This is a genomic window from Aeromonas sp. S18(2024) (genome assembly GCF_041402525.1).
Taxonomy (GTDB): domain Bacteria; phylum Pseudomonadota; class Gammaproteobacteria; order Enterobacterales; family Aeromonadaceae; genus Aeromonas; species Aeromonas enteropelogenes.
The window spans coordinates 637,445-656,995 of the sequence record NZ_JBGLQV010000001.1 but is presented as its reverse complement, the minus strand read 5'-3'; the positions used below and the strand labels follow the sequence as shown (position 1 = coordinate 656,995).

Here is a 19,551-nt window from a genome sequence, read left to right as displayed (position 1 = left end):
TGGCAAGAGGAAACCACAGGCCTGTATCAGACGGTCCTCTTACCTGCTCTGCCTCTCTTATCTGCTCTAAAGCACTGATTTACAACCAGGGTGCAGCAGTCGGTCCGTGGTGCAGGCCCAGCTTCCAGACCCGGCCAAAGTGCTTGTAGTGACCGGCCGCAACCCCGGCCTTCTCCCCCATGCCGTGGTAGAGATCGAGGTGCCCCTTCTTCACCGCCCCACCCACATCGAGCGCAATCAACAGCCGCAGCTGGTGCTTGCCGGTCCAGTTGCCCGCCTTGTCGAGCAGCGGTACCTCGGCCAGGATGGGGGTGCCCATGGGCAACAATGTCTTGTCGGCCGCCACTGCCGCCATGGGCAAGAGCGGAATGCCGGCTGCGCCGACCACGTCATTGGTGGGACGGCGTTCGAAGAAGACATAAGAGGGGTTCTGTTCCACCAGCTCCTTGACGCTCTCCTCCGGCTGGCGGTTGGCCCACTCCTTGATGGCCTTCATGGACATCTGCTCCTTGGGCACCTCACCCCGGTCGATCAGCACCCGGCCAATGCTCACATAACCGTGACCATTCTTGCCGCTGTAGCCCAGATATTGCAGCTGATCGTTGTCTCCGTAGTGGACAAAGCCCGAGCCCTGCACGTCCATCAGGAAGTTGTCGATAAGGGATTTGCTGTACCCCAGCTCCAGTCCCCGGTTGGCCAGCGCCCCACGATGGATCTGGGCCCGGGTCGGACAACGGCTGCCGCAGTTGGGCATGGCGTAGATGGGGTATTTGTAGTTGGCATCCGGACGGTGGCGCACCTCCAGCACCGGCGAGTAATAGCCGGTGAAGAGCACGTTGCCCATGCGATCGGCACCGCCCAGCTGGGCCAGGCTGATGCCGTAGCGGGTGATGTCGGCAGGATGGCCGCCATTGGCGACCCAGCGGGAGAGCTGGTGATAGAGCTCGCCATAGCGGCTCGCCATGCGGCCGGAGCGATCCAGCACCAGCCTGCTCTGCTGAGCGAACCTGCTGTAATCGGCGGGAACCTGGCTGTTGACCCGCTCCACCCGCACCAGATCATCCGGCAGGAAGCCGTCCAGATACTGCTTGCCCAGATTCTCCGGCACCTCGCAGTTGAGAAAACATCTGTTGTCGGCCTGTTTTTTGGGCATCTCCGCTTGCTCGGAGTTGCCCGCACAACCGGCCAGCCCCAGCACAGCGGCGGTCAGCCAGTACGCGTGTTTGTTCATATGTCCTCATATAACACCAAGAGCCATGCTCGGCGGGGAAGATGCCAAATTTGCAGGGGGAAAGCAAACGACTTCCCCGCCACGACGCAGGATTTCTCCAAAGGGGATCTTCTGGGTTATAACAAGGTAATAAGGTGTGAGAGGCCATGGATGGAACAGCTCGAGATCTTCCCGCTGCAAAGCCCCTGTATCGGGGTCTGCGAAGTGAACAACAAGGGCTACTGCAAGGGATGCCTGCGCAGCCGCGAGGAGCGTTTCAACTGGCAGAAGATGACCCAGGCCCAGCAGCAGGAGGTGATGCGCCTGTGCCGGGATCGCAAGCGCCGGGTCGAGGCGGCGCGGCGCAAGGCCAGAGAAGGGGCAGAGCCTGAGCAGATGCCGCAACCCGGCTGGGATTTCTAGCCTCACCCCCTCCCTTCTTTCTCAATCATTCCCCTCTATCCAGCATAAAAAAGGCGGCCCGCAGGCCGCCTGGTGAATGTCATTGTTGTTGTCAGGCCGCAGCCAGCTTGGCTGCCGGTTGCTCGGCGCGCTTGAGCATGGCGTATGTGACGCCGGTCACCAGCGACCCCGCCGCAATCGCCACGATATACATCATGACGTGGCTGATGGCATTAGGAATAAAGAGCACGAACAGGCCACCGTGGGGCGCCACCAGCTCGCAGCCAAACAGCATGGAGAGCGCACCGGTCAGGGCGCCGCCCACCATGCAGGCCGGGATGACGCGCATCGGATCCTTGGCGGCAAACGGAATGGCACCCTCGGAGATGAAGCACAGACCCAGCACGAAGGAGGCCTTGCCCGCTTCCTGCTCCGCCTTGATGAACTTCTTGCTGGCGAGGAAGGTGGCGATACCCATGCCCAGTGCAGGCACCATGCCGGCAGCCATCACGGCCGCCATGGGGGCATAGGTCTTGGAGGCAAGCAGGCCCACTCCGAAGGCATAAGCCGCCTTGTTGACCGGCCCCCCCATGTCGAAGCACATCATGGCACCGATGATGATCCCGAGCAGCACGGCGTTGGCCGAGCCCATGTTGTTGAGGAACTCGGTCATGGCACTCATGATGCCGGCGACCGGCCCGCCCACCACGTAGATCATCACCAGGCCGGTGAACAGGCTGGCAAAAAGCGGAATGATGAGGATGGGTTTCAGTGCTTCCAGGGTCACCGGCAGGCGCACCTTGTCGCTCAAGAACTTGGCGCTGTAACCGGCAAGGAAACCGCCAACGATGCCACCGAGGAAACCCGCGCCCAGGGAGCTTGCCAGCATGCCGCCGATCATACCCGGAGCAAGACCCGGGCGATCAGCTATCGAATAGGCGATGTAGCCTGCCAGCACCGGGATCATCAGGGCGAAGGCGGAGCCGCCACCGATCTGCATCAGGGCCGCGGCCAGGGTACCTTCTTGCTTGAATGCCTCGATGCCGAAGATGAAGGAGATGGCGATGATGAGGCCACCTGCTACCACCATGGGCAGCATAAAAGAGACGCCGGTCAGCAGGTGCTTGTAAGGACCCGCCTTTTCCTCTTTCTTCGGCGAGGCAGCGCCGCTGTGACGATACACCTTGGCCTCGGCCCAGGCTTTATCCAGCTCGGCACGGGTCTTCTTGAGCGCCGCGCCGGTGCTGGTGCGATAGACCGGCTTGCCATCGAAGCGGGCCATGTCCACCTCAATGTCGGTGGCGAGGAACACCAGATCGGCGGATGCAATCTCGTCCGCTGTCAGGGCATTCTGGGCACCGACCGAGCCCTGGGTCTCGACACGGATCTGATGACCCAGCTGTTTGGCCATGGTCTCCAGCGCTTCTGCCGACATAAAGGTGTGGGCCACGCCGGTGGGACAAGCCGTTACCGCCACGATGCGCTTGGCTCCTGTGGTTGCCGGTTTGGCTGTGACCGGGGCAGCCTGATGGCGATAGACGCTGGCGCCACTGGCGGCTGCGTCCAGGAGCGCAGCCGGATCCTGCAGAGCAAGATCCATGCTCCCCTGATAGACCCGCTTACCGTCATAGGCGGCGAGATCCACCGGGGCGCTGGCGACAACCAGCACCAGGTCGGCTGCGGCAATCTGCTCCTTGCCCGGTATCTGACGGGGCTGCACGCTGGAGCCGACGTCGAGGGTGAGCTCCCAGCCTGCCAGTTTGGCCTGCTGTTCTATCCGTTTTGCAGCGAGAAAGCTGGTGGCAATGCCCGCCGGGCAAGCCGTCACTAGTATTGCTTTGAGTGGGATTGCTTTCATTGGGCATCTCCTGAGTTTTCCATTGAGGGAGTGGTGCTGTGAGCCTGTGCCAGCTCATCCAGACGGGTGAGGCGCACCTGCTCGAGTAAGGGGTTCAATACCTTGATATCGCTAAAACCGACCGCTACCTGGCTGACCGCCAGCGCAGAGACGGCGGTGGCCAGGCGCAGGGTCTGCTCCGGCGCCCAACCAAGGCTCAGACCATGAGCCAGCCCGGCCACCAGGGAATCGCCAGCACCCACCGTGCTGACCACCTGCATGCGCGGCGGAGTGGCCTGCCAGGTGGCATCCGGGCCAAACCAGATGAGGCCATCGGCGCCGTTGGAGATCACCACGTGGGGGATCCCGCTTGCCTGCAGCGCGCGGGCACACTCGGCCTGCTCGGCGAGGGTCTTGACGGGGTGCCCCGCCCACTGGCCGAGCTCCTCCAGATTGGGTTTGACCAGAGTCGGCGCCGCCTTGATCCCTTCGCTTAAGGCAGCGCCGCTGCAATCGAAGATCACCTGCTTGCCCTTGGCCTTGAGCAGGCTGATCAGGCGCGCGCAGTAGTCAGGTGCCACCCCTTTGGGCAGGCTGCCCGCCAGCACGAACCAGTCAGTGTGCGGGGCTAGCTCGTCGATGACAGCCTCCAGCGCCTGTACTTCTTCTTCGTGAACGGTAAGCCCCGGCAGGTTGAGATCGGTGACCCGACCGGATTGCTCAGAAATCTTGACGTTGATGCGGGTACTGCCCACCACGCGCACGAAGTGATCGGTCAGGCCCCGCTCGGCAAACAGGGAGACGAAGCTCTGCTGGTTGCCTTCACCAAGCCAGCCGGTCAGCCCCACGTCACGGCCCAGATCTTTCAACACCATGGCGACGTTGATCCCCTTGCCGGCGGCGCGCAAGGAGGCCTCGTTCACCAGGTTCACCTCGCCAAGCTGCATGGCGTCGAGGCGGGTGGTGAGATCGAGCGCCGGATTGAGGGTAATGGTGACGATCTCCATCAATGCGCTCCCTCGCCCAGACCCGCGGCGATGGCCGCGCCGATCCCCTTGAGGGCGGCTTCGGCATCCGGCCCCTCGGCGCGAAACGCCAGACGGTGGCCGCACTTGACACCAAGGCCGATCACCTTCATCAGGCTCTTGGCGGAGACCGCCTCGCCGCTGCCATCCAGATTCGCCACCCGAATGTCCGATTCATACTCCTTGGCCACCTTGACCAGCATGGCGCCCGGACGGGCGTGTAGACCATGGGGGTTGATGATGGTGAAGGTCTCACTGAGGCCGCTCGCCGGCCCCGCCTGCAGCATGGCCAGCCCCTCGCTGCCCGCAAGCGTCTCGAGCTGACCGGCGGCTGCCAGTTTGGCCAGGTTATCCAGTTGTGGCAGGTGGCCCGCATCGGCCGCGCACAGCAGCAACATGGCATTTACCGGCAGATCGCCCGCCGTCAACACACTGCTTGGGGTCGCCAGCAACCAGCCAGTCTGGGCGGCTTGCGCGCGGGCCAACCAGATCCCCTCACCAAGATAAGCAGGTTCGCTTGCGAGCAGAGCGCTCACCATGGCGGCGTCCCCCCAGCCGGCGGATTTGGCGCGGGCGGCGGCGCCCAGCAGCAGCTGGTCGCGATCATCGGCCGGGAAGTCAGCCAGGGTCAGAAACTGCACCTCTTTTGCTGTCGTCGCGCCGGTCAGGATATTGATGATGGTGTCGGCATCGGTAGCCTCTTTCAATTGAGCGGCTGCCTGCTCGTCACCCAGCACGTGGGTAAGCTGGCGCAAGATGCCCAGGTGCTCGTCAGACTTGGCGGCGATGCCGATGGCGACATAGGCGATCTGCCCCTCGTCCCACTCAATCCCCTGCGGGAATTGGGCCACCATGACGCCGGTACTCTTCACCAGATGGCGGGTGTCCGTGGTGCCGTGAGGAATGGCGATGCCGCTGCCAAGATAGGTGGCGTGCTGCGCCTCGCGGGCCAGCATCCCTTCCACATAGCCCGCCTCCACCAGACCGGCTTCGGTCAGCTTCTCTGCCAGCAATGCGATGGCGTCAGCCTTGGTCGCTACCGACTGCCCCAGCAAAATCTGCCGTTGCTCCAACTTCAACATAGGGATCCTCCATCCGATCCTGGCGCCCGAGGGACGCCGGCTCATCACAATTGACAATGCGGGTCATTTATCAGCTGACAATAGACCGGATTGCATCCCTTCGCGGGCCTATCGGGTTTTCATCCCCGTCCATCGATTGTCTGCTGACAAGCTGAATCGTTTCACTTACACTCAGACTGAATCGTTTCAGCGAATTGATCAAGTACCCACAAAGAGTGCTTTTCAATGATATGATCCCGCGCACACTTTTCGCCGCCCTCACCCGGCACAGTGCCCGTGGGCCTTGCAACTCGAACAGAGTCGATATGATGAAACTGGATGAAATCGCCGCCCTCGCCGGTGTCTCGCGCACCACGGCCAGCTATGTGATCAACGGCAAGGCTGATCAATACCGCATCAGCCAGGCGACCCGTGACAAGGTGATGGCGGTGGTGACCGCCCACAACTACCAGCCGGACAGCCGCGCCGCCTCCCTGCGCGGTGGCCAGACCAAAACCTTCGGCTTCATCCTGCCCGACCTCGAGAACGCCAGTTACGCCAAGCTGGCCAAACGCCTCGAACAGGGCAGCCGACCCCATGGCTATCAGCTGCTCATCGTCTGCTCGGAAGATGATCCCGCCACCGAGAAGGAGCTGGCCCAGATGCTGGCCAGCCGCCACGTGGATGCCCTGCTGGTGGCCAGCTGTCTGCCGCCGGACGATCCCTTCTACCCGGGCTTGCAGGCACGCGGCATCCAGGTGCTGGCCATCGACCGGGCCATGGCCGCCGACAAGTTCGTGACCGTCGCCAGCGAAAACGAGAAGGCGAGCTTTGATCTCACCGCCTCCCTGCTCACCCCGGCCATCCACCACATCGCCCTGATCACCGCCTTGCCGCACCTCACGATCAGCCAGGAGCGCCGCGCCGGCTTCGAGCAGGCCGTTGCCAGCCACAGCGCCGAGCGCCATCTGTGCGAGGGGGCCCACTTCTCCCGTACCGAGGGCTATCGACTGATCAAGACGTTGCACCAGCAACTTGGCCAGCTACCCGAGGCGCTGATCACCACCTCCTACATTCTGATGGAAGGGGTGCTCGACTACCTGATAGAGCAGGAGGCCGACATGAGCCGGCTCGCCATGGCCACCTTCGGCGACGATCGGCTGCTCGACTTCCTCCCCTTTGGCATCAACTCCCTGCCCCAGCAGCACGATGCCCTCGCCAACCAGGCGCTGGCGCTCGCCATCAAGGCGGTCAACGGTGACTATCAGTGCGGCCTGCACTATGTGAGCCGAACCCTCAAGCGCCGACGCTGACCCCCTCTTCGCCCCTTCAAGCTGGCACAATAAGTTGACGCGCTGATGGCAACGGCATTGCCACAGCGCGTTTTTTCACCGAACCAGCCTCCTTGTCATCATTTATTTCCACTTATCTCAGGACTACAGTACAAAATCTGCCTTGAAGGGGTTGTTTCCGATATTTTGATCCGTTAACTTGGCAACCATCTTTTACAGCCAATGGATTTTTCGTAACGATGGGTTCACTCCGATATTGCTAGCCTCCGGTCTCACTCCCGGAGGCGCCTCGACACCGCTAATGGCACGTATTGTTTACACTTTCACGCTCGATTTCGGATGGACTCCATGAATACCAAAACCCTGGGTTGTACCCTGTTGATCGCCGGCACCACCATAGGCGCCGGCATGCTGGCCCTGCCGCTGGCTTCCTCTTCCCTCGGCGGCCCCGCGACACTGGTGCTGATGATCGGCCTGTGGGCCCTGATGGCCTTCACCGCCATGCTGCAGGTAGAAGCGAGCCTCACCACCGGCAAGTGGTACCTGCACCAGCTGGCGGATCACCTGCTCGGCCCCTGGGGCAAACGCATCACCTCCTTCTGCATCCTGATGCTGTTCTACTCGCTCGCCTCCGCCTACATCAGCGGCGGCAGCAGCCTGCTGGCCCAGGCACTGGCAGACGCCGGGATCCCCCTGAGCCAAGAACAGGCAGCCTGGGCCTTCACCCTGCTGTTTGGCGGCATGGTCTGCATCGGTACCCGCTCGGTGGATTACCTCAATCGCCTGATGTTCACCGTGAAACTGGTGATCATGGTGGCGGTGCTGGCGTTGCTGCTGCCGCGCACCGAGGGACAGCACCTGCTCTCCATGCCGTTGGGCCAAGGGCTGCTGCTGGCGGGTCTGCCGGTGATCTTCACCTCGTTCGGCTTTCACGGCTCCATCCCGAGCGTGATGCTCTACCTGGGTGATTGCCCCAAGCAGCTGCGCCGGGTCTTTGTCTGGGGCTCCGCCCTGCCGCTCATCCTTTATGTGTTGTGGCAGGTGGCCATTCTGGGGCTGCTGGGACAAGAGGCCCTGCTCACCAACGGCGGCGCACTCGATAGCCTGCTCGCCAGCGTCGGCAAGCTGGTCAGCTGGCCTGCGTTCAACCAGGCGATGCACCTCTTTGCGGATCTGGCGCTGGCTACCTCCTTCCTCGGCGTGACCCTGGGTCTGTTCGACTTCATGGCCAAGGTGACCCGTCGCAAGGACAACTGGCAGGGTCGCACCCAGACCGGCCTCATCACCTTCGTGCCGCCCCTGTTGTTTGCCCTCTACTTCCCGCAGGGCTTCATCATGGCGCTGGGCTACGCGGCCATTGCGCTGGCGGTGCTGGCGGTGCTGCTGCCAGTGGCCCTGGTGTGGCAGAGCCGCAAGCAGGCAGAGACGCACCACTACCGCGCCCCGGGCGGCGTGCTGGCACTGGGACTTGCCGGTGCCATGGGCGTGCTGATCGTCGGAGTACAGGTGAGCGTCAGTATGGGTCTGCTGCCGGCGCTGTAAAAACCCGCCTCCCGCACGACAGAAGTTCAAAAGCCCCGCCAATAAACTTGGCGGGGCTTTTTCTATCCCGTTTTGCATCCAGCAAGTCAGATCCCCAAAACGGAGGGCGGAATCCGGATCGCGGGCACAAAAAAGCCCTGCCAGATTGGCAGGGCTTGTGAGATCAACCGAGCAGAGCGGAAGCGCTCCCGATCCAATTACTGATTGTGGCTTGCGCGACGCGGACGACGGGCCTGGGCCGGTTTGCCGGCGCCTTCGGCCGGACGCTGGCCACCCTGAGGCTTGGGCTTGCCGCCGTTGCCAGTGCGATTGCCACCACCGTTACCACCCGCGCCATTGCCGGAGCGACCGGCGCCCTGACGCTGGCCTTGACCCTGCGGGCGCGGCGCACGGCGCTGCTCGCCCGGATCACGGGGCTCTTTGCGCAGCGGCGCACCGATGCCACGGGCGATATTGTCGAGGGTCTCGCGAGAAGCCTCAAAGCCCGCCACCTGCTCGCAGGGGATGCTCTGCTTGGTCAGACGCTCGATGGCCTTGATAAGCTTGCCCTCATCCGCCGCTACCAGGGAGATGGCGTGACCGGCGGCGCCGGCACGGCCGGTACGGCCAATGCGGTGCACGTAATCTTCCGCCACGTTCGGCAGCTCGAAGTTCACCACCTGCGGCAGCTTGTCGATATCCAGACCACGAGCCGCGATGTCGGTCGCCACCATGACGCGCACGCTGCCATCCTTGAAGCCGGACAGGGCGCGGGTACGGGCCCCCTGGCTCTTGTTGCCGTGGATGGCGGCGGCGCTGATGCCGTCTTTTTCAAGCTTCTCGGCAACCCGGTTGGCGATGTGCTTGGTGCGGGTAAACACCAAGACCTGCTGCCAGTTGTTGCTGGAAATAAGGTGGCTCAACAGGGCAATCTTGTTGGCCTTGTCGCACGGGTGTACCAGCTGCTCGATACGCTCGGCAGTGCTGTTGCGCGGGGCCACTTCGATCACCGCCGGGTTGTCCAGCAAACCGGTGGCCAGCTCGCGGATCTCGTCGGCGAAGGTGGCGGAGAAGAGCAGGTTCTGGCGCTTTTTCGGCAGCAGGGTCAGGATGCGGCGAATGTCGCGGATAAAGCCCATGTCGAGCATGCGATCCGCTTCGTCCAGCACCAGGATCTCCACCTCGTCAAACTTGACGGCATTCTGGTTGTAGAGATCGAGCAGACGGCCCGGGCAGGCCACCAGCACGTCCAGACCACGGCGAGTCGCCATCATCTGCGGGTTGATGCTCACGCCGCCAAAAACCACGTGGCTGCGAATGGGCAGGTGCTTGCCGTAGTTGCGCACGCTCTCGCCCACCTGGGCGGCCAGCTCGCGGGTCGGGGTCAGCACCAGGGCACGAATGCGGTTCGGGGAGACCTTGCGCTTGCTCTCGGTCAGGCGCTGCAGCATCGGCAGGGTGAAGCCTGCGGTCTTGCCGGTCCCGGTCTGGGCCGCTGCCATCAGGTCGCGGCCGGCCAGGACGGCAGGGATCGCTTGTTGCTGGATGGGAGACGGGGTGTCGTAACCTTGTTCGGCAACGGCACGCAACAAGGGTTCGGCCAGACCGAGGGAAGTAAAGCTCATAGTTACCTGCTAGGGATAGGGGCGCCGGGGATCCGTGATGGGGCTCCTCTGCTGAGCCGATGCCATCTCGCAGGATCCGGGCCTTGAGAAAACAACGATTTCCCCGGGGAGCAGAGCAAAGGGGAAAGAATAGAGGCGCAGTCTAGCGGAGTTGCTTCGGATAGACGAGAAAAATGTGACATTCCTCCCAGCACGGAAGGAAAACCACTGACTGATGCCAGCCTTGGGACTTTTCTGGCAAAAATGACGCGCGGCAATAAAAAGGCGACCCCGTGGTCGCCTTGTTGATCATGGCCTCAGCCACGAGCGCATAACACCCTTTAGCGCAGCTGTGGGGTATGAGTCATCACCCCCTGATTCTGGGCGCGGTGGCGCAGCAGGTGATCCATCAACACCAGGGCCAGCATGGCCTCGGCGATGGGCACGGCGCGGATGCCGACGCAAGGATCGTGGCGACCCTTGGTGATCATCTCGGTCGCCTCCCCCTCCGTGGTGATGGTCTTGCCCGGCACTGTGATGCTGGAGGTGGGCTTGAGCGCCATGCTCACCACGATATCCTGACCCGACGAGATGCCGCCCAGAATGCCGCCCGCATGGTTGCTGGCAAAGCCGGTCGGGGTCATCTCGTCACGGTGCTCGGAGCCTTTTTGCTCCACTACCGCAAACCCGTCACCGATCTCCACCCCTTTCACCGCATTGATGCCCATCATGGCGTGGGCGATGTCGGCATCAAGGCGGTCAAACACCGGCTCGCCCAGGCCAACCGGCACGTTGCGGGCCACTACCTGCACCTTGGCACCGATACTGTTGCCCTCTTTCTTCAGATCGCGCATGAATTGATCGAGCTCCTCCAGCTTGCCCGCATCGGGAAAGAAGAAGGGATTCTGCTCGATCTGCGCCCCATCGAATGCCTCGGCCTTGATGGGACCGAGCTGGGAGAGAAAACCGATGATCTCGATGCCGTGCACCTGTTTCAGGTACTTCTTGGCGATAGCCCCCGCCGCCACCCGCATCGCGGTCTCGCGGGCAGAGGAGCGGCCACCGCCGCGATAGTCACGCTGGCCATACTTCTGGTGGTAGGTGTAATCGGCATGGCCAGGGCGGAACAAGTCCTTGATATCGGAGTAATCCTTGGAGCGCTGATCGGTATTTTCGATAAGCAGCCCGATGGAAGTCCCAGTGGTCTTTCCTTCGAACACCCCGGAGAGGATCTTTACCTCGTCCGGCTCGCGGCGTGGCGTGGTATAGCGGGAGGTGCCGGGCTTGCGCCGGTCCAGATCCCCCTGCAGATCCGCTTCGCTTATCTCGAGCCCGGGCGGGCAGCCATCGACCACGGCGCCCAGCGCCAGGCCATGGCTCTCGCCAAAGGTGGTGACCCGAAAGAGTTGGCCAAAACTGTTCCCTGCCATGCTTGCTCCTGCTTAGTTCTTGTAGATGGCGAAATGATCCTGATACTGCACCAGCTCGTCACGGGTCATCACGAACACACCGTGGCCGCCGTTCTCGAACTCCACCCAGGTAAAGGGGATCTCGGGGAACTGGGCCTCCAGGTGGATCATGCTGTTGCCCACCTCGACCACCAGCACGCCGTCCTCTTTGAGGAAATCAGCGGCATGGGCCAGCAGGCGCTTGGTGAGCTTGAGGCCATCGGAACCCGATGCCAGCGCCAGCTCGGGCTCGTGGCGAAACTCGTCCGGCAGATCCGACATGTCTTCGGAGTCCACGTAAGGCGGGTTGGAGACGATGAGATCGTACTTGTCCCCGGCCGGCAGATCGCGGAACAGATCGGAGCGGATCGGAATAACCTGCTGCTCGAGCCCGTGATCATTGATGTTGCGCTCGGCCACGTTGAGGGCATCTACGCTGATGTCGATGGCATCCACTTCCGCCTCGGGGAACTCGTGAGCCATGATGATGGCGATGCAGCCGGAGCCGGTGCAGAGATCCATGATCCGGGTCGGTTCATGTTTGAGGAAGGGCGCGAAGCGGTTGGCCACCATCTCGGCGATGGGAGAGCGCGGGATCAACACCCGTTCGTCCACATAGAACTCCCAACCGGCATACCAGGCCTTGTTGGTGAGATAAGGTGCCGGCACCCGCTCCTGCACACGGCGAATAATGAGTTCGGCGATACGGTGACGTTCGCTGCTGGTCAGGCGGGAGTGGCGCATGGCGGGATCAACGTCCGGCGGCAGATGCAACGCGGGCAGTACCAGTTGCACAGCCTCATCCCAGGCGTTGTCGGTCCCATGTCCGTAGAAGATACCGGCGTCGTTGAAACGACTCATGGCCCAGCGCAACATGTCCTGGATGGTGTGCATCTCGGCAACCACCTCATCGATAAATATCTTGTCCAAATCCACCTCCAAGTCGAGTAATATCCGGCCCGAGAATTTTACAAAGCGAGCAAGACGAGTACCTGATGAAAAAAACGCCCTCACCGACAGACGAGGAAACCCAGCTGTTCCGCGATGCGATAAAAGGTACCCGGAAAATCAAGCAAGATACCATAAGGGCCGAGTTGCGCCCGGTCAAGCAGAAACGCGAACAGCGTGAAAGCCGCGAAAAGCTTGGGGTTGACCACTATTTCAGCGATGAGTACCAGCCCCATCTGGAAGAGGATGGGCCGACCCGTTACGTGCGTGAAGACGTGTCGAAATTCGAGCTGAAAAAGCTCAAGCGCGGCAGCTACCCGCCGGAGATTTATCTGGATCTGCACGGCATGACCCAGCAACAGGCCAAGCAGGAGCTGGCCGCCCTGCTCACCCTGTGCCAAAAAGAGAACATTCACGTCGCCTCCGTGATGCACGGCATCGGCAAACACATCCTCAAGCAGCGCATCCCGAGCTGGCTGGCCCAGCACCCCAATGTGCGCGCATTCCACCAAGCCCCCCGCGAATGGGGCGGTGACAGCGCCATCCTGGTGCTGCTGGATATAGAAGAGTAACGCCCTCGCGACTATCCACGGCCTGCGCCAGAGGCGCACCGCGCAATAAAAAAACCACCGACGTCTTGCGGTGGTTTTTTTATCGGCGCTGACGGGTCACTATCCGGCGGCCTCCACATAACGCTTGAAGTTATCCAGGATGCTCTGCCAACCGGCCTGCTGCGCGGCCGCACTGTGCTCGGTCTCGGCATCGAAGAGTTCATGAACGTGCGTCACGTCCGCCTCTTCGGTGAAACGAACCTCTACCTCTCGCCTGTCATCCATCACATAACAGAGCAGGTTGGGTGCCTCGATGCGGGTGAAGGTGCCAGTAAAATCAAAACCGGCACTGCCATCCCTGGCCGCCATGTGATGACAAAAACGCCCCCCAACCACCAGATCGACCCGACTGCTGGTCGTGTGCCAGTCATCGCTAGCCGCATTCCATCTGGCCACACAATCCGGATCATTCCAGGCCCACCACACCGCTTCTATCTCTTGTTCGACACGCGTCTCGACGCTGATCTTCATCACCCTCTCCCGATTTGTACCAAGGTAAAATCCCGATCGAGCCGCGCCCTCACTGCTGCCATTCATACCTTGCGAAGATGCATGACGTCGATCCACGAGTCCACAGAGTAAAGCTCACCCCTTTATTCACCACCAGCCGCGAAGGAATAGTTGCCAAATCTGATGCAGGCAATACAGGATGAAACTGTTGGTACAAACGGCCCCGATGCCCGACACAAACATAACGCTCAATAAAGCAGCTCTATACTGATTATCAATGAGTTATTCGCAATGGAGGTTACATGTTTACACAGGGAACCCACGCCGATATCAAATCATCACTCAATGCCATCGGTGCCGCTGTGGCCATGTTTGAGCTTGATGAGGATGACCGCTTTATTTTAGTGTCGGCCAATGACACCTTTGCCCAGGCATTCGAGCTGGATGTCGTCGGCAGCATCGGCAAGCGGTTGGGCGAAATGTTCCCCCGTTACATCACTGGTTGTATAGAGCCGCCGATGAACGAGTGCGTCACCCAGCAGACGGGGCTGGAGAGCGAACTGCCCATCGACACCCTGTCACGCACCAGTTGGTGGCGTTTTGTGATCTCCCCCATCATGTCGGAGCACTCCCGCATCAGCCGGATCATGGTCACCGCCATCGACATCACCACCAAGAAACAGCTGGAAGAGGCGCTCAAGATGAGCCGCAAGCGCTTCGAGGCCGTGGTCAACTCCGCCTATGACGGCATCATCAGCGTCAACAGCGAGTCGCGCATCGAACTCATCAATACCGCCGCCTGCGAAATGTTCGGGATCGACGAGAGCTATATTGGCAAGCGCCTGGAAACCCTGTTGCCCCAACGCTTTCGCGCCCATCATGAGGGTTATTTCAAGTCTTTCAGCAACTCCCCCATCAACTCTCGCCCCATGCACGCCCGCTCCGCCGTGATGGGATTGCGGCGTGATGGTAGCGAATTTCCGCTGGAGGTGACCATTGCCAAGATCAATCTGGGGCAAACCACCGAGATGACCGCCATCTTGCGGGATATTTCGGAGCGGGCCCGTCTGGTGGAGGAGCTGAAAGTGGCCGCCACCACGGATCCCCTGACCGGGATCGCCAACCGCCGCCGCATCGACGAAATGCTGCATCTCGAGATGCAACGCAGCCAACGCTTCAGCCATACCATGAGTCTGCTGCTTATCGACATCGATCACTTCAAGCAGATCAATGACACTTATGGCCATCAGCAAGGGGATCGGGCCATCCTCAGCCTGGTCAAGCGCATCGCCAGACAGCTTCGGGAAGTGGACATGCTGGGACGCTGGGGGGGCGAGGAATTTGTCCTGCTACTGCCGGAAACCTCGCAGGAACAAGCTTGGGGCAGCGCGGAGCGGATCCGCTCGATCATCGAATCAGGGCTTCATGAGCTCAATAGCGGCATCGAAGTCCCACTCACCGTCAGCATTGGCATCAGCACCAGCCAGGGTGCCCAGGATACGGTCGAACAACTGGTGCACAGGGCCGATACCGCTCTCTACCTGGCCAAAAAGCAGGGGCGTAACTGCTGCCAGCAGGAGGTAATGAAGTAACCTGCCCGACTCACCCCTTGCGTGAAACACGACATCATTGGTAAAGCCCGTGTCAGAGGCTGGCTCATTCAATATGACCGAAAAAGCCACTCTCCATTTTCATGCACTTGATCCGCGAGGTATCCGGTCGTCTGCGGTTGACTAGCTCTGTACCGATGAGCGAAACCGCTGCAGGGCAAAATCGACCATGCCTTCGACGCTCCCGTTCAACTCATACTCTCGTCGCAAATAGTGTGCATCATTCCCTTCCCGAACGATCTGCAAGACATGTTCGAGGGCGGCTGAACAATGCAGGGCATCGGCATGGGGCTGAATGCGGGCAACGGTGGCCAAGATATCATCATGTAATGACATCTTTTCATGAGACTTGGGATGTACCAGTATCCCTTCCATGCCAAAACGACACGCCTGAAAGCGATTGTAGTTGTAGACCAGATAGTCATCCTCTACCGGATCGGGTTCACTGCGTTCCAACAGATATTTGCAGAGCGTCTGTAAATATCCGGCTATTGCCGCAGCACGAGTTACCGATAATGGCGTATCACATACTCGCAATTCAATTGTGCCATATTCCGGCTTCGGTCTGATATCCCAATAGAAATCCTTCATGCTGGCGACAATGCCCGTATTTTCCATTTTTGAGAAAAACTTGTGAACAAATTCTTCCCAGCACAGATAAAATGGCGCCCGGCCACTCAGAGGAAATGCAAATACTGAATTAAGACGGGCAGAATTAAACCAGGTATCATATCCCTGCACAAAAGGTGACGAGGCTGACAACGCAATAAAATGGGGAACATAACGGCTCAAGGCATGTAAAAGGAAGAGTGCCTCATTGGCTTCAATACAACCAACATGAACATGTTGACCAAAGATAGTAAACTGTTTTGTCAAATATCCATATAACAGCGACACCTCCTTGAACCTTGTCTTGTTAAAAATACGACGCTCAGGCCACAGTTGAAAAGGATGGGTCCCTCCCCCACAGACGCCGATATTAAGGCGATCACCTGCCTGTACCAGAGCCGTGCTGATTTTTATCAATTGAGACAGTAGCGTGGTGTATTCAGCGTGCACATCCGTCATGACTTCCAGCATGCTCTCGGTCACTTCTGGCACGACAAATCCCGGGAAAATATCACGCTCCAATAATTCGAGCATATCGGGGCTGGCAGCAGCCAGGTCAAAATCGCTAAAGCTGACCAGCTGCAACTCCAGTTCAACCCCCAGCGTCAGAGCCTGTGACGACTTGAATGGTTCAAGTGGCATATCAAACCTCCTTATGTGGCTCAGCCACTTCATGAGCCCAACGCAATGCCAGCTGACTCAAGACAGGTCCCAATATCTCCAGCATCAGGGCTATCGCGATAAGTGGTGACAGTTGATCGACTAGATCAACCCCACGGTAGCGGGCCTGTTCAAGCATCAAGATAATGGAGACCGACATGGGAGCCGTTGCCAGGCCGACAAGCCATCCCTTATGCCAGGAGATACCACTCAGTTTTGCGAAAATGCTTATCACAACCGCTTTAACCAACTGTCGCACGACCAGAATAAAGAGACCAAGCCAGATACCGGCATATACCTGTCCCCATGCCAGCTTGGCCGCAATAAAGACAAATAAAAATATGGAGACAAGTTCACCCAATGAACCAAAACCACGTTGTGATGACGTCAACACGACCCGACGATGGCGCGCCACGATCCCAAATATCAGCACAGCAAAGATGGGAGAGAGCTTGAGGCTATGTGTCAGTGCAACAAGCCCAATAACGGTGATCGTGAATGCCAGGGTATTATCATGGGTGGTTCGGTCTGTCGGCCTTAACAGGGTCGGAATCATCATTCCCATCACAGCGCCGACACCCGCAGAAGCGAACAACACCATCAGGCTGATATGTATCGCATCCCATACATTGCCAGACGTATTGAACACAACCAGGCCAAGTATCATTTTGAACACCAACACGGCCAACATCGAATTCAACACCGAGAGATGCAACGCCCGTTCGGTCACCTGGCCGGAACTTCTTTGTTCAAGGATGACTCGTATGATTGTTGCCGGCGAGGATGCCGTTGATAACGCCGCCAGCAACAATGCAATCATTTGCGATTGCGCAAACCAGATCATCACGGCATACACAGTGATAAAAATGAACATGCTTTCCGTGACACTGGTTACCACAATCCAGGGATTAGTACGAAGCCAATGTAAATTAATCCGGTAACCACATTCGAACAGCAGCAACCCGAATGCAATATTTGCCAGCAATGTGGTGCTCGAGTTTGTTGGCGGCAAAAAACCGCTTTGTGATGAAGCCAGAATGAAACCCACCACTGCATACACACTAATACGTGGCAATTTTGCCCAGCGCTGCGCCAACTCGCCCATATACCATGCGATAAAAATAGTTATCGGCCATGCCCCATCTTTTAATACTGCTATGAGTTCAGTCATGTCGTGTCTCTCTCAGTTGTGCTACATCGGTACATTGCAACAACAAAATGAGCACTTTTAGTTATTATTTTAAATTCATCTGCAACAGCATTAAAAATGAAAGCTTTGATGGCTTTTTGGTTTTTCAATGACTCTGTACCGAGAGAGTACAGAGTCATCTCATCACTTTTATAACCCTTCCACTTCACTAAGCAATAACCAACATATTGTTACTGTTTGGGGCCATCGTAAATCTCGCCATAGCGAATATTTTCACGTTCATAATAAGCCAGCATGCTGTTCAAGCGTCCTCTAAAGTCCTCATAGTTTTGCCTTTCTTTCGGTGTCCATAACATTTCGGATAGTGCTGCCATCCTTGGAAACGCTTGATACTCAACCTTGTCCCAACTATGCATATACTCAGACCAGAGCTGACCCTGTGCTCCAAGAATATTACCCCTGTACTCAATAGCCAATTTGGGAGGAATAGGATCATAGTTGTAGACATCCTGTAATGTTGTCAGGCAACAAATTGCCTCATATTCAACCCCTTTCGCCAACTCCTGCTTCTCTGGTGCTTGATAATGATCAAAATACAGCCCTGAAGCCATCACAACCGGGTTCCCTCTTTCTGCTGCCAGTCTGCCTTTATCTTTATCTCGCCAAGCCATCACAACCATATTCTTCGATATGTCATCCCCTTCCACTCCACGACCTTCCATAACTTCATCCCAACCAACAGCGGTGAATCCTTTGCTGTTGATAGTTTTTTCTACTTCCCGTACAAACCAACGCTGCAGACCATTCTCATCAGAGAGTTTTAGCTCTTTAATCCTGTCTTGTTCTGACTTGGATGTTTTCCATTGCTCTTTAGTCGCCTCATCCCCCCCCAAATGGACATAGCGAGAATTGGGAAACAGCTCGGCTATCTGGGTGAATATTTGGTCAACCCACCTAAATGTTGCCACATCTGTATTCAGCAAATAAGGGTGTACACCCCATGTTGTTTTGACTTCTGGCTTAAAGGGTTCCGTGGTATCCGTCACGCCCAATTCAGGGTAGGCTGCCACGGCCGCCGCCATATGGCCTGGCATATCGATCTCGGGGATCACTTCCACATGCCGACTCTTGGCGTACGCAACGACTTCTTTTATCTCTTCTTGTGTGTAATAGCCACAGGTTGGTTGACCATCTGACCCTGTTCTGTCCCCATAAGGCGGTGTTGATGCACGGCAGCCACCCACTTCCGTCAGTTTTGGCCAGTCACGGATCTCAATCCGCCACCCTTGATCATCCGTCAGGTGCCAATGAAATTTATTAAGTTTATGATATGACAGCTGGTCTATGAATTTCTTGATATTGTCAACACTGAAGAAGTTTCGTGCCACATCAAGATGCATACCACGCCAGCTAAATTTTGGATAGTCGATGATGCTGACAATTGGCAACGTATTTTTTTCATATGGCAAGAGTTGCAATAATGTTTGAATGCCGTACAGCACACCCGTCTCTGTATTACCAATAATGTTTGCCTGCCCATCAACAATATTCAGTTTATAACCCTCTTCGGATACGGTGGCTGACGCTTCGACAGAGAGAATGATAGATTTTTCAGTCTTGGTTGAGTCATCAACCGGAGACTCCTTTATATTGAGGCTTAAATTATTATTCTGCTTAAGCTTATCAGCAAGATAAGTAGCCTCATCCTTTAACTCCGTATTTTGTTCATAGACAATACTCACCGTATTATCTACCGTCCAGCCACCTTCCGTTTGCTCAAGCTTTACCGGTGCTGGAATAACCGAGACAACTGGAACTTCTGGAGTAACAGGCTTGCCAGTATCAGATGAGTCATTATTGCATCCTGCAAGCACCAGTAGAACAACAATCAGTGCTATTGAAACTGCCAGCAAGTAATAAACTGTTTTAGTTTTAGCCATGATAACCGTCTAACCTCCCTGAAAGAATTGATATCTCTATGAGATTGAATCATTTATGAAATGTCTTACCATTCCACCCTCCGTCATTTTGTCACTCAACCATATACATCGTTTACATTCACTCGACGACAACTCACATTGTCATCAATAACGAGAAGAAAATACTGCTATAT

At 57.9% G+C, this 19,551-nt stretch carries 16 protein-coding genes; 5 read left to right on the top strand and 11 right to left on the bottom strand.

Going from position 1 to position 19,551, the window contains the following annotated elements:
• Positions 1 to 79 precede the first annotated feature (79 nt).
• Complete coding sequence (mltA, locus tag ACB034_RS02830; protein ID WP_201977746.1) at positions 80 to 1,231, bottom strand: murein transglycosylase A; 1,152 nt, start codon at positions 1,229 to 1,231, stop codon at positions 80 to 82.
• Positions 1,232 to 1,381: 150 nt separating this feature from the next.
• On the opposite strand from mltA, the gene ACB034_RS02825 reads away from it, so the two are divergent.
• The gene (locus tag ACB034_RS02825) at positions 1,382 to 1,633 is read left to right on the top strand and encodes a DUF1289 domain-containing protein (RefSeq protein WP_026458027.1); all 252 of its coding nucleotides are present in this window, start codon (positions 1,382 to 1,384) and stop codon (positions 1,631 to 1,633) included.
• 91 nt (positions 1,634 to 1,724) lie between these two features.
• Here ACB034_RS02825 and fruA read toward each other — a convergent pair whose 3' ends face one another.
• The 3 genes from fruA to fruB are packed head-to-tail and all read right to left on the bottom strand — an operon-like array spanning position 1,725 to position 5,556.
• Positions 1,725 to 3,470, bottom strand: a complete 1,746-nt coding sequence (gene fruA / locus ACB034_RS02820) for a PTS fructose transporter subunit IIBC (protein ID WP_371172022.1) — start codon at positions 3,468 to 3,470, stop codon at positions 1,725 to 1,727.
• Complete coding sequence (gene pfkB / locus ACB034_RS02815) at positions 3,467 to 4,456, bottom strand: 1-phosphofructokinase (protein WP_371172021.1); 990 nt, start codon at positions 4,454 to 4,456, stop codon at positions 3,467 to 3,469. Before pfkB ends, fruA begins: the two co-directional genes overlap by 4 nt.
• Positions 4,456 to 5,556 (bottom strand): fused PTS fructose transporter subunit IIA/HPr protein, encoded by a 1,101-nt coding sequence (gene fruB / locus ACB034_RS02810; protein WP_371172020.1) that lies wholly within the window; start codon positions 5,554 to 5,556, stop codon positions 4,456 to 4,458. The genes pfkB and fruB overlap by 1 nt, the downstream gene beginning before the upstream one ends.
• 305 nt (positions 5,557 to 5,861) lie before the next feature.
• Here fruB and cra point away from each other — a divergent pair, with 305 nt between their 5' ends.
• The gene (gene cra / locus ACB034_RS02805; protein ID WP_201977752.1) at positions 5,862 to 6,848 is read left to right on the top strand and encodes a catabolite repressor/activator; all 987 of its coding nucleotides are present in this window, start codon (positions 5,862 to 5,864) and stop codon (positions 6,846 to 6,848) included.
• Between the two features lie 327 nt (positions 6,849 to 7,175).
• Positions 7,176 to 8,369: an aromatic amino acid transport family protein gene (locus ACB034_RS02800; RefSeq protein ID WP_371172019.1), complete on the top strand. Its 1,194-nt coding sequence runs from the start codon at positions 7,176 to 7,178 to the stop codon at positions 8,367 to 8,369.
• A gap of 197 nt (positions 8,370 to 8,566) precedes the next feature.
• Here ACB034_RS02800 and ACB034_RS02795 read toward each other — a convergent pair whose 3' ends face one another.
• The 3 genes from ACB034_RS02795 to prmB form a co-directional block, all read right to left on the bottom strand.
• Entirely contained in the window at positions 8,567 to 9,973 is a 1,407-nt protein-coding gene (locus ACB034_RS02795) for a DEAD/DEAH box helicase (RefSeq protein WP_371172018.1), read from the bottom strand.
• A gap of 320 nt (positions 9,974 to 10,293) precedes the next feature.
• The gene (gene aroC, locus ACB034_RS02790) at positions 10,294 to 11,382 is read right to left on the bottom strand and encodes a chorismate synthase (RefSeq protein WP_225632486.1); all 1,089 of its coding nucleotides are present in this window, start codon (positions 11,380 to 11,382) and stop codon (positions 10,294 to 10,296) included.
• 12 nt (positions 11,383 to 11,394) lie between these two features.
• Positions 11,395 to 12,330 carry a 50S ribosomal protein L3 N(5)-glutamine methyltransferase gene (gene prmB / locus ACB034_RS02785; protein WP_026457121.1) on the bottom strand — a complete coding sequence of 312 codons (936 nt, stop codon included), beginning with the start codon at positions 12,328 to 12,330 and terminating at the stop codon, positions 11,395 to 11,397.
• A 65-nt stretch (positions 12,331 to 12,395) separates the two neighbouring features.
• Here prmB and smrB point away from each other — a divergent pair, with 65 nt between their 5' ends.
• Positions 12,396 to 12,920, top strand: coding sequence for an endonuclease SmrB (smrB, locus tag ACB034_RS02780; protein WP_201939600.1), 525 nt, complete (start codon positions 12,396 to 12,398; stop codon positions 12,918 to 12,920).
• Between the two features lie 99 nt (positions 12,921 to 13,019).
• On the opposite strand, the gene ACB034_RS02775 is transcribed toward smrB, so the two are convergent.
• The gene (locus tag ACB034_RS02775) at positions 13,020 to 13,430 is read right to left on the bottom strand and encodes an SRPBCC domain-containing protein (RefSeq protein WP_371172017.1); all 411 of its coding nucleotides are present in this window, start codon (positions 13,428 to 13,430) and stop codon (positions 13,020 to 13,022) included.
• A 281-nt stretch (positions 13,431 to 13,711) separates the two neighbouring features.
• Here ACB034_RS02775 and ACB034_RS02770 point away from each other — a divergent pair, with 281 nt between their 5' ends.
• Positions 13,712 to 15,001 carry a sensor domain-containing diguanylate cyclase gene (locus ACB034_RS02770; RefSeq protein ID WP_026457123.1) on the top strand — a complete coding sequence of 430 codons (1,290 nt, stop codon included), beginning with the start codon at positions 13,712 to 13,714 and terminating at the stop codon, positions 14,999 to 15,001.
• A 141-nt stretch (positions 15,002 to 15,142) separates the two neighbouring features.
• On the opposite strand, the gene ACB034_RS02765 is transcribed toward ACB034_RS02770, so the two are convergent.
• The 3 genes from ACB034_RS02765 to ACB034_RS02755 form a co-directional block, all read right to left on the bottom strand.
• Positions 15,143 to 16,270 carry a YbdK family carboxylate-amine ligase gene (locus ACB034_RS02765; RefSeq protein ID WP_371172016.1) on the bottom strand — a complete coding sequence of 376 codons (1,128 nt, stop codon included), beginning with the start codon at positions 16,268 to 16,270 and terminating at the stop codon, positions 15,143 to 15,145.
• A 1-nt stretch (position 16,271) separates the two neighbouring features.
• Positions 16,272 to 17,459: a cation:proton antiporter gene (locus ACB034_RS02760; protein ID WP_371172015.1), complete on the bottom strand. Its 1,188-nt coding sequence runs from the start codon at positions 17,457 to 17,459 to the stop codon at positions 16,272 to 16,274.
• 209 nt (positions 17,460 to 17,668) lie between these two features.
• Positions 17,669 to 19,378 (bottom strand): beta-N-acetylhexosaminidase, encoded by a 1,710-nt coding sequence (locus ACB034_RS02755; RefSeq protein ID WP_371172014.1) that lies wholly within the window; start codon positions 19,376 to 19,378, stop codon positions 17,669 to 17,671.
• Positions 19,379 to 19,551 lie beyond the last annotated feature (173 nt).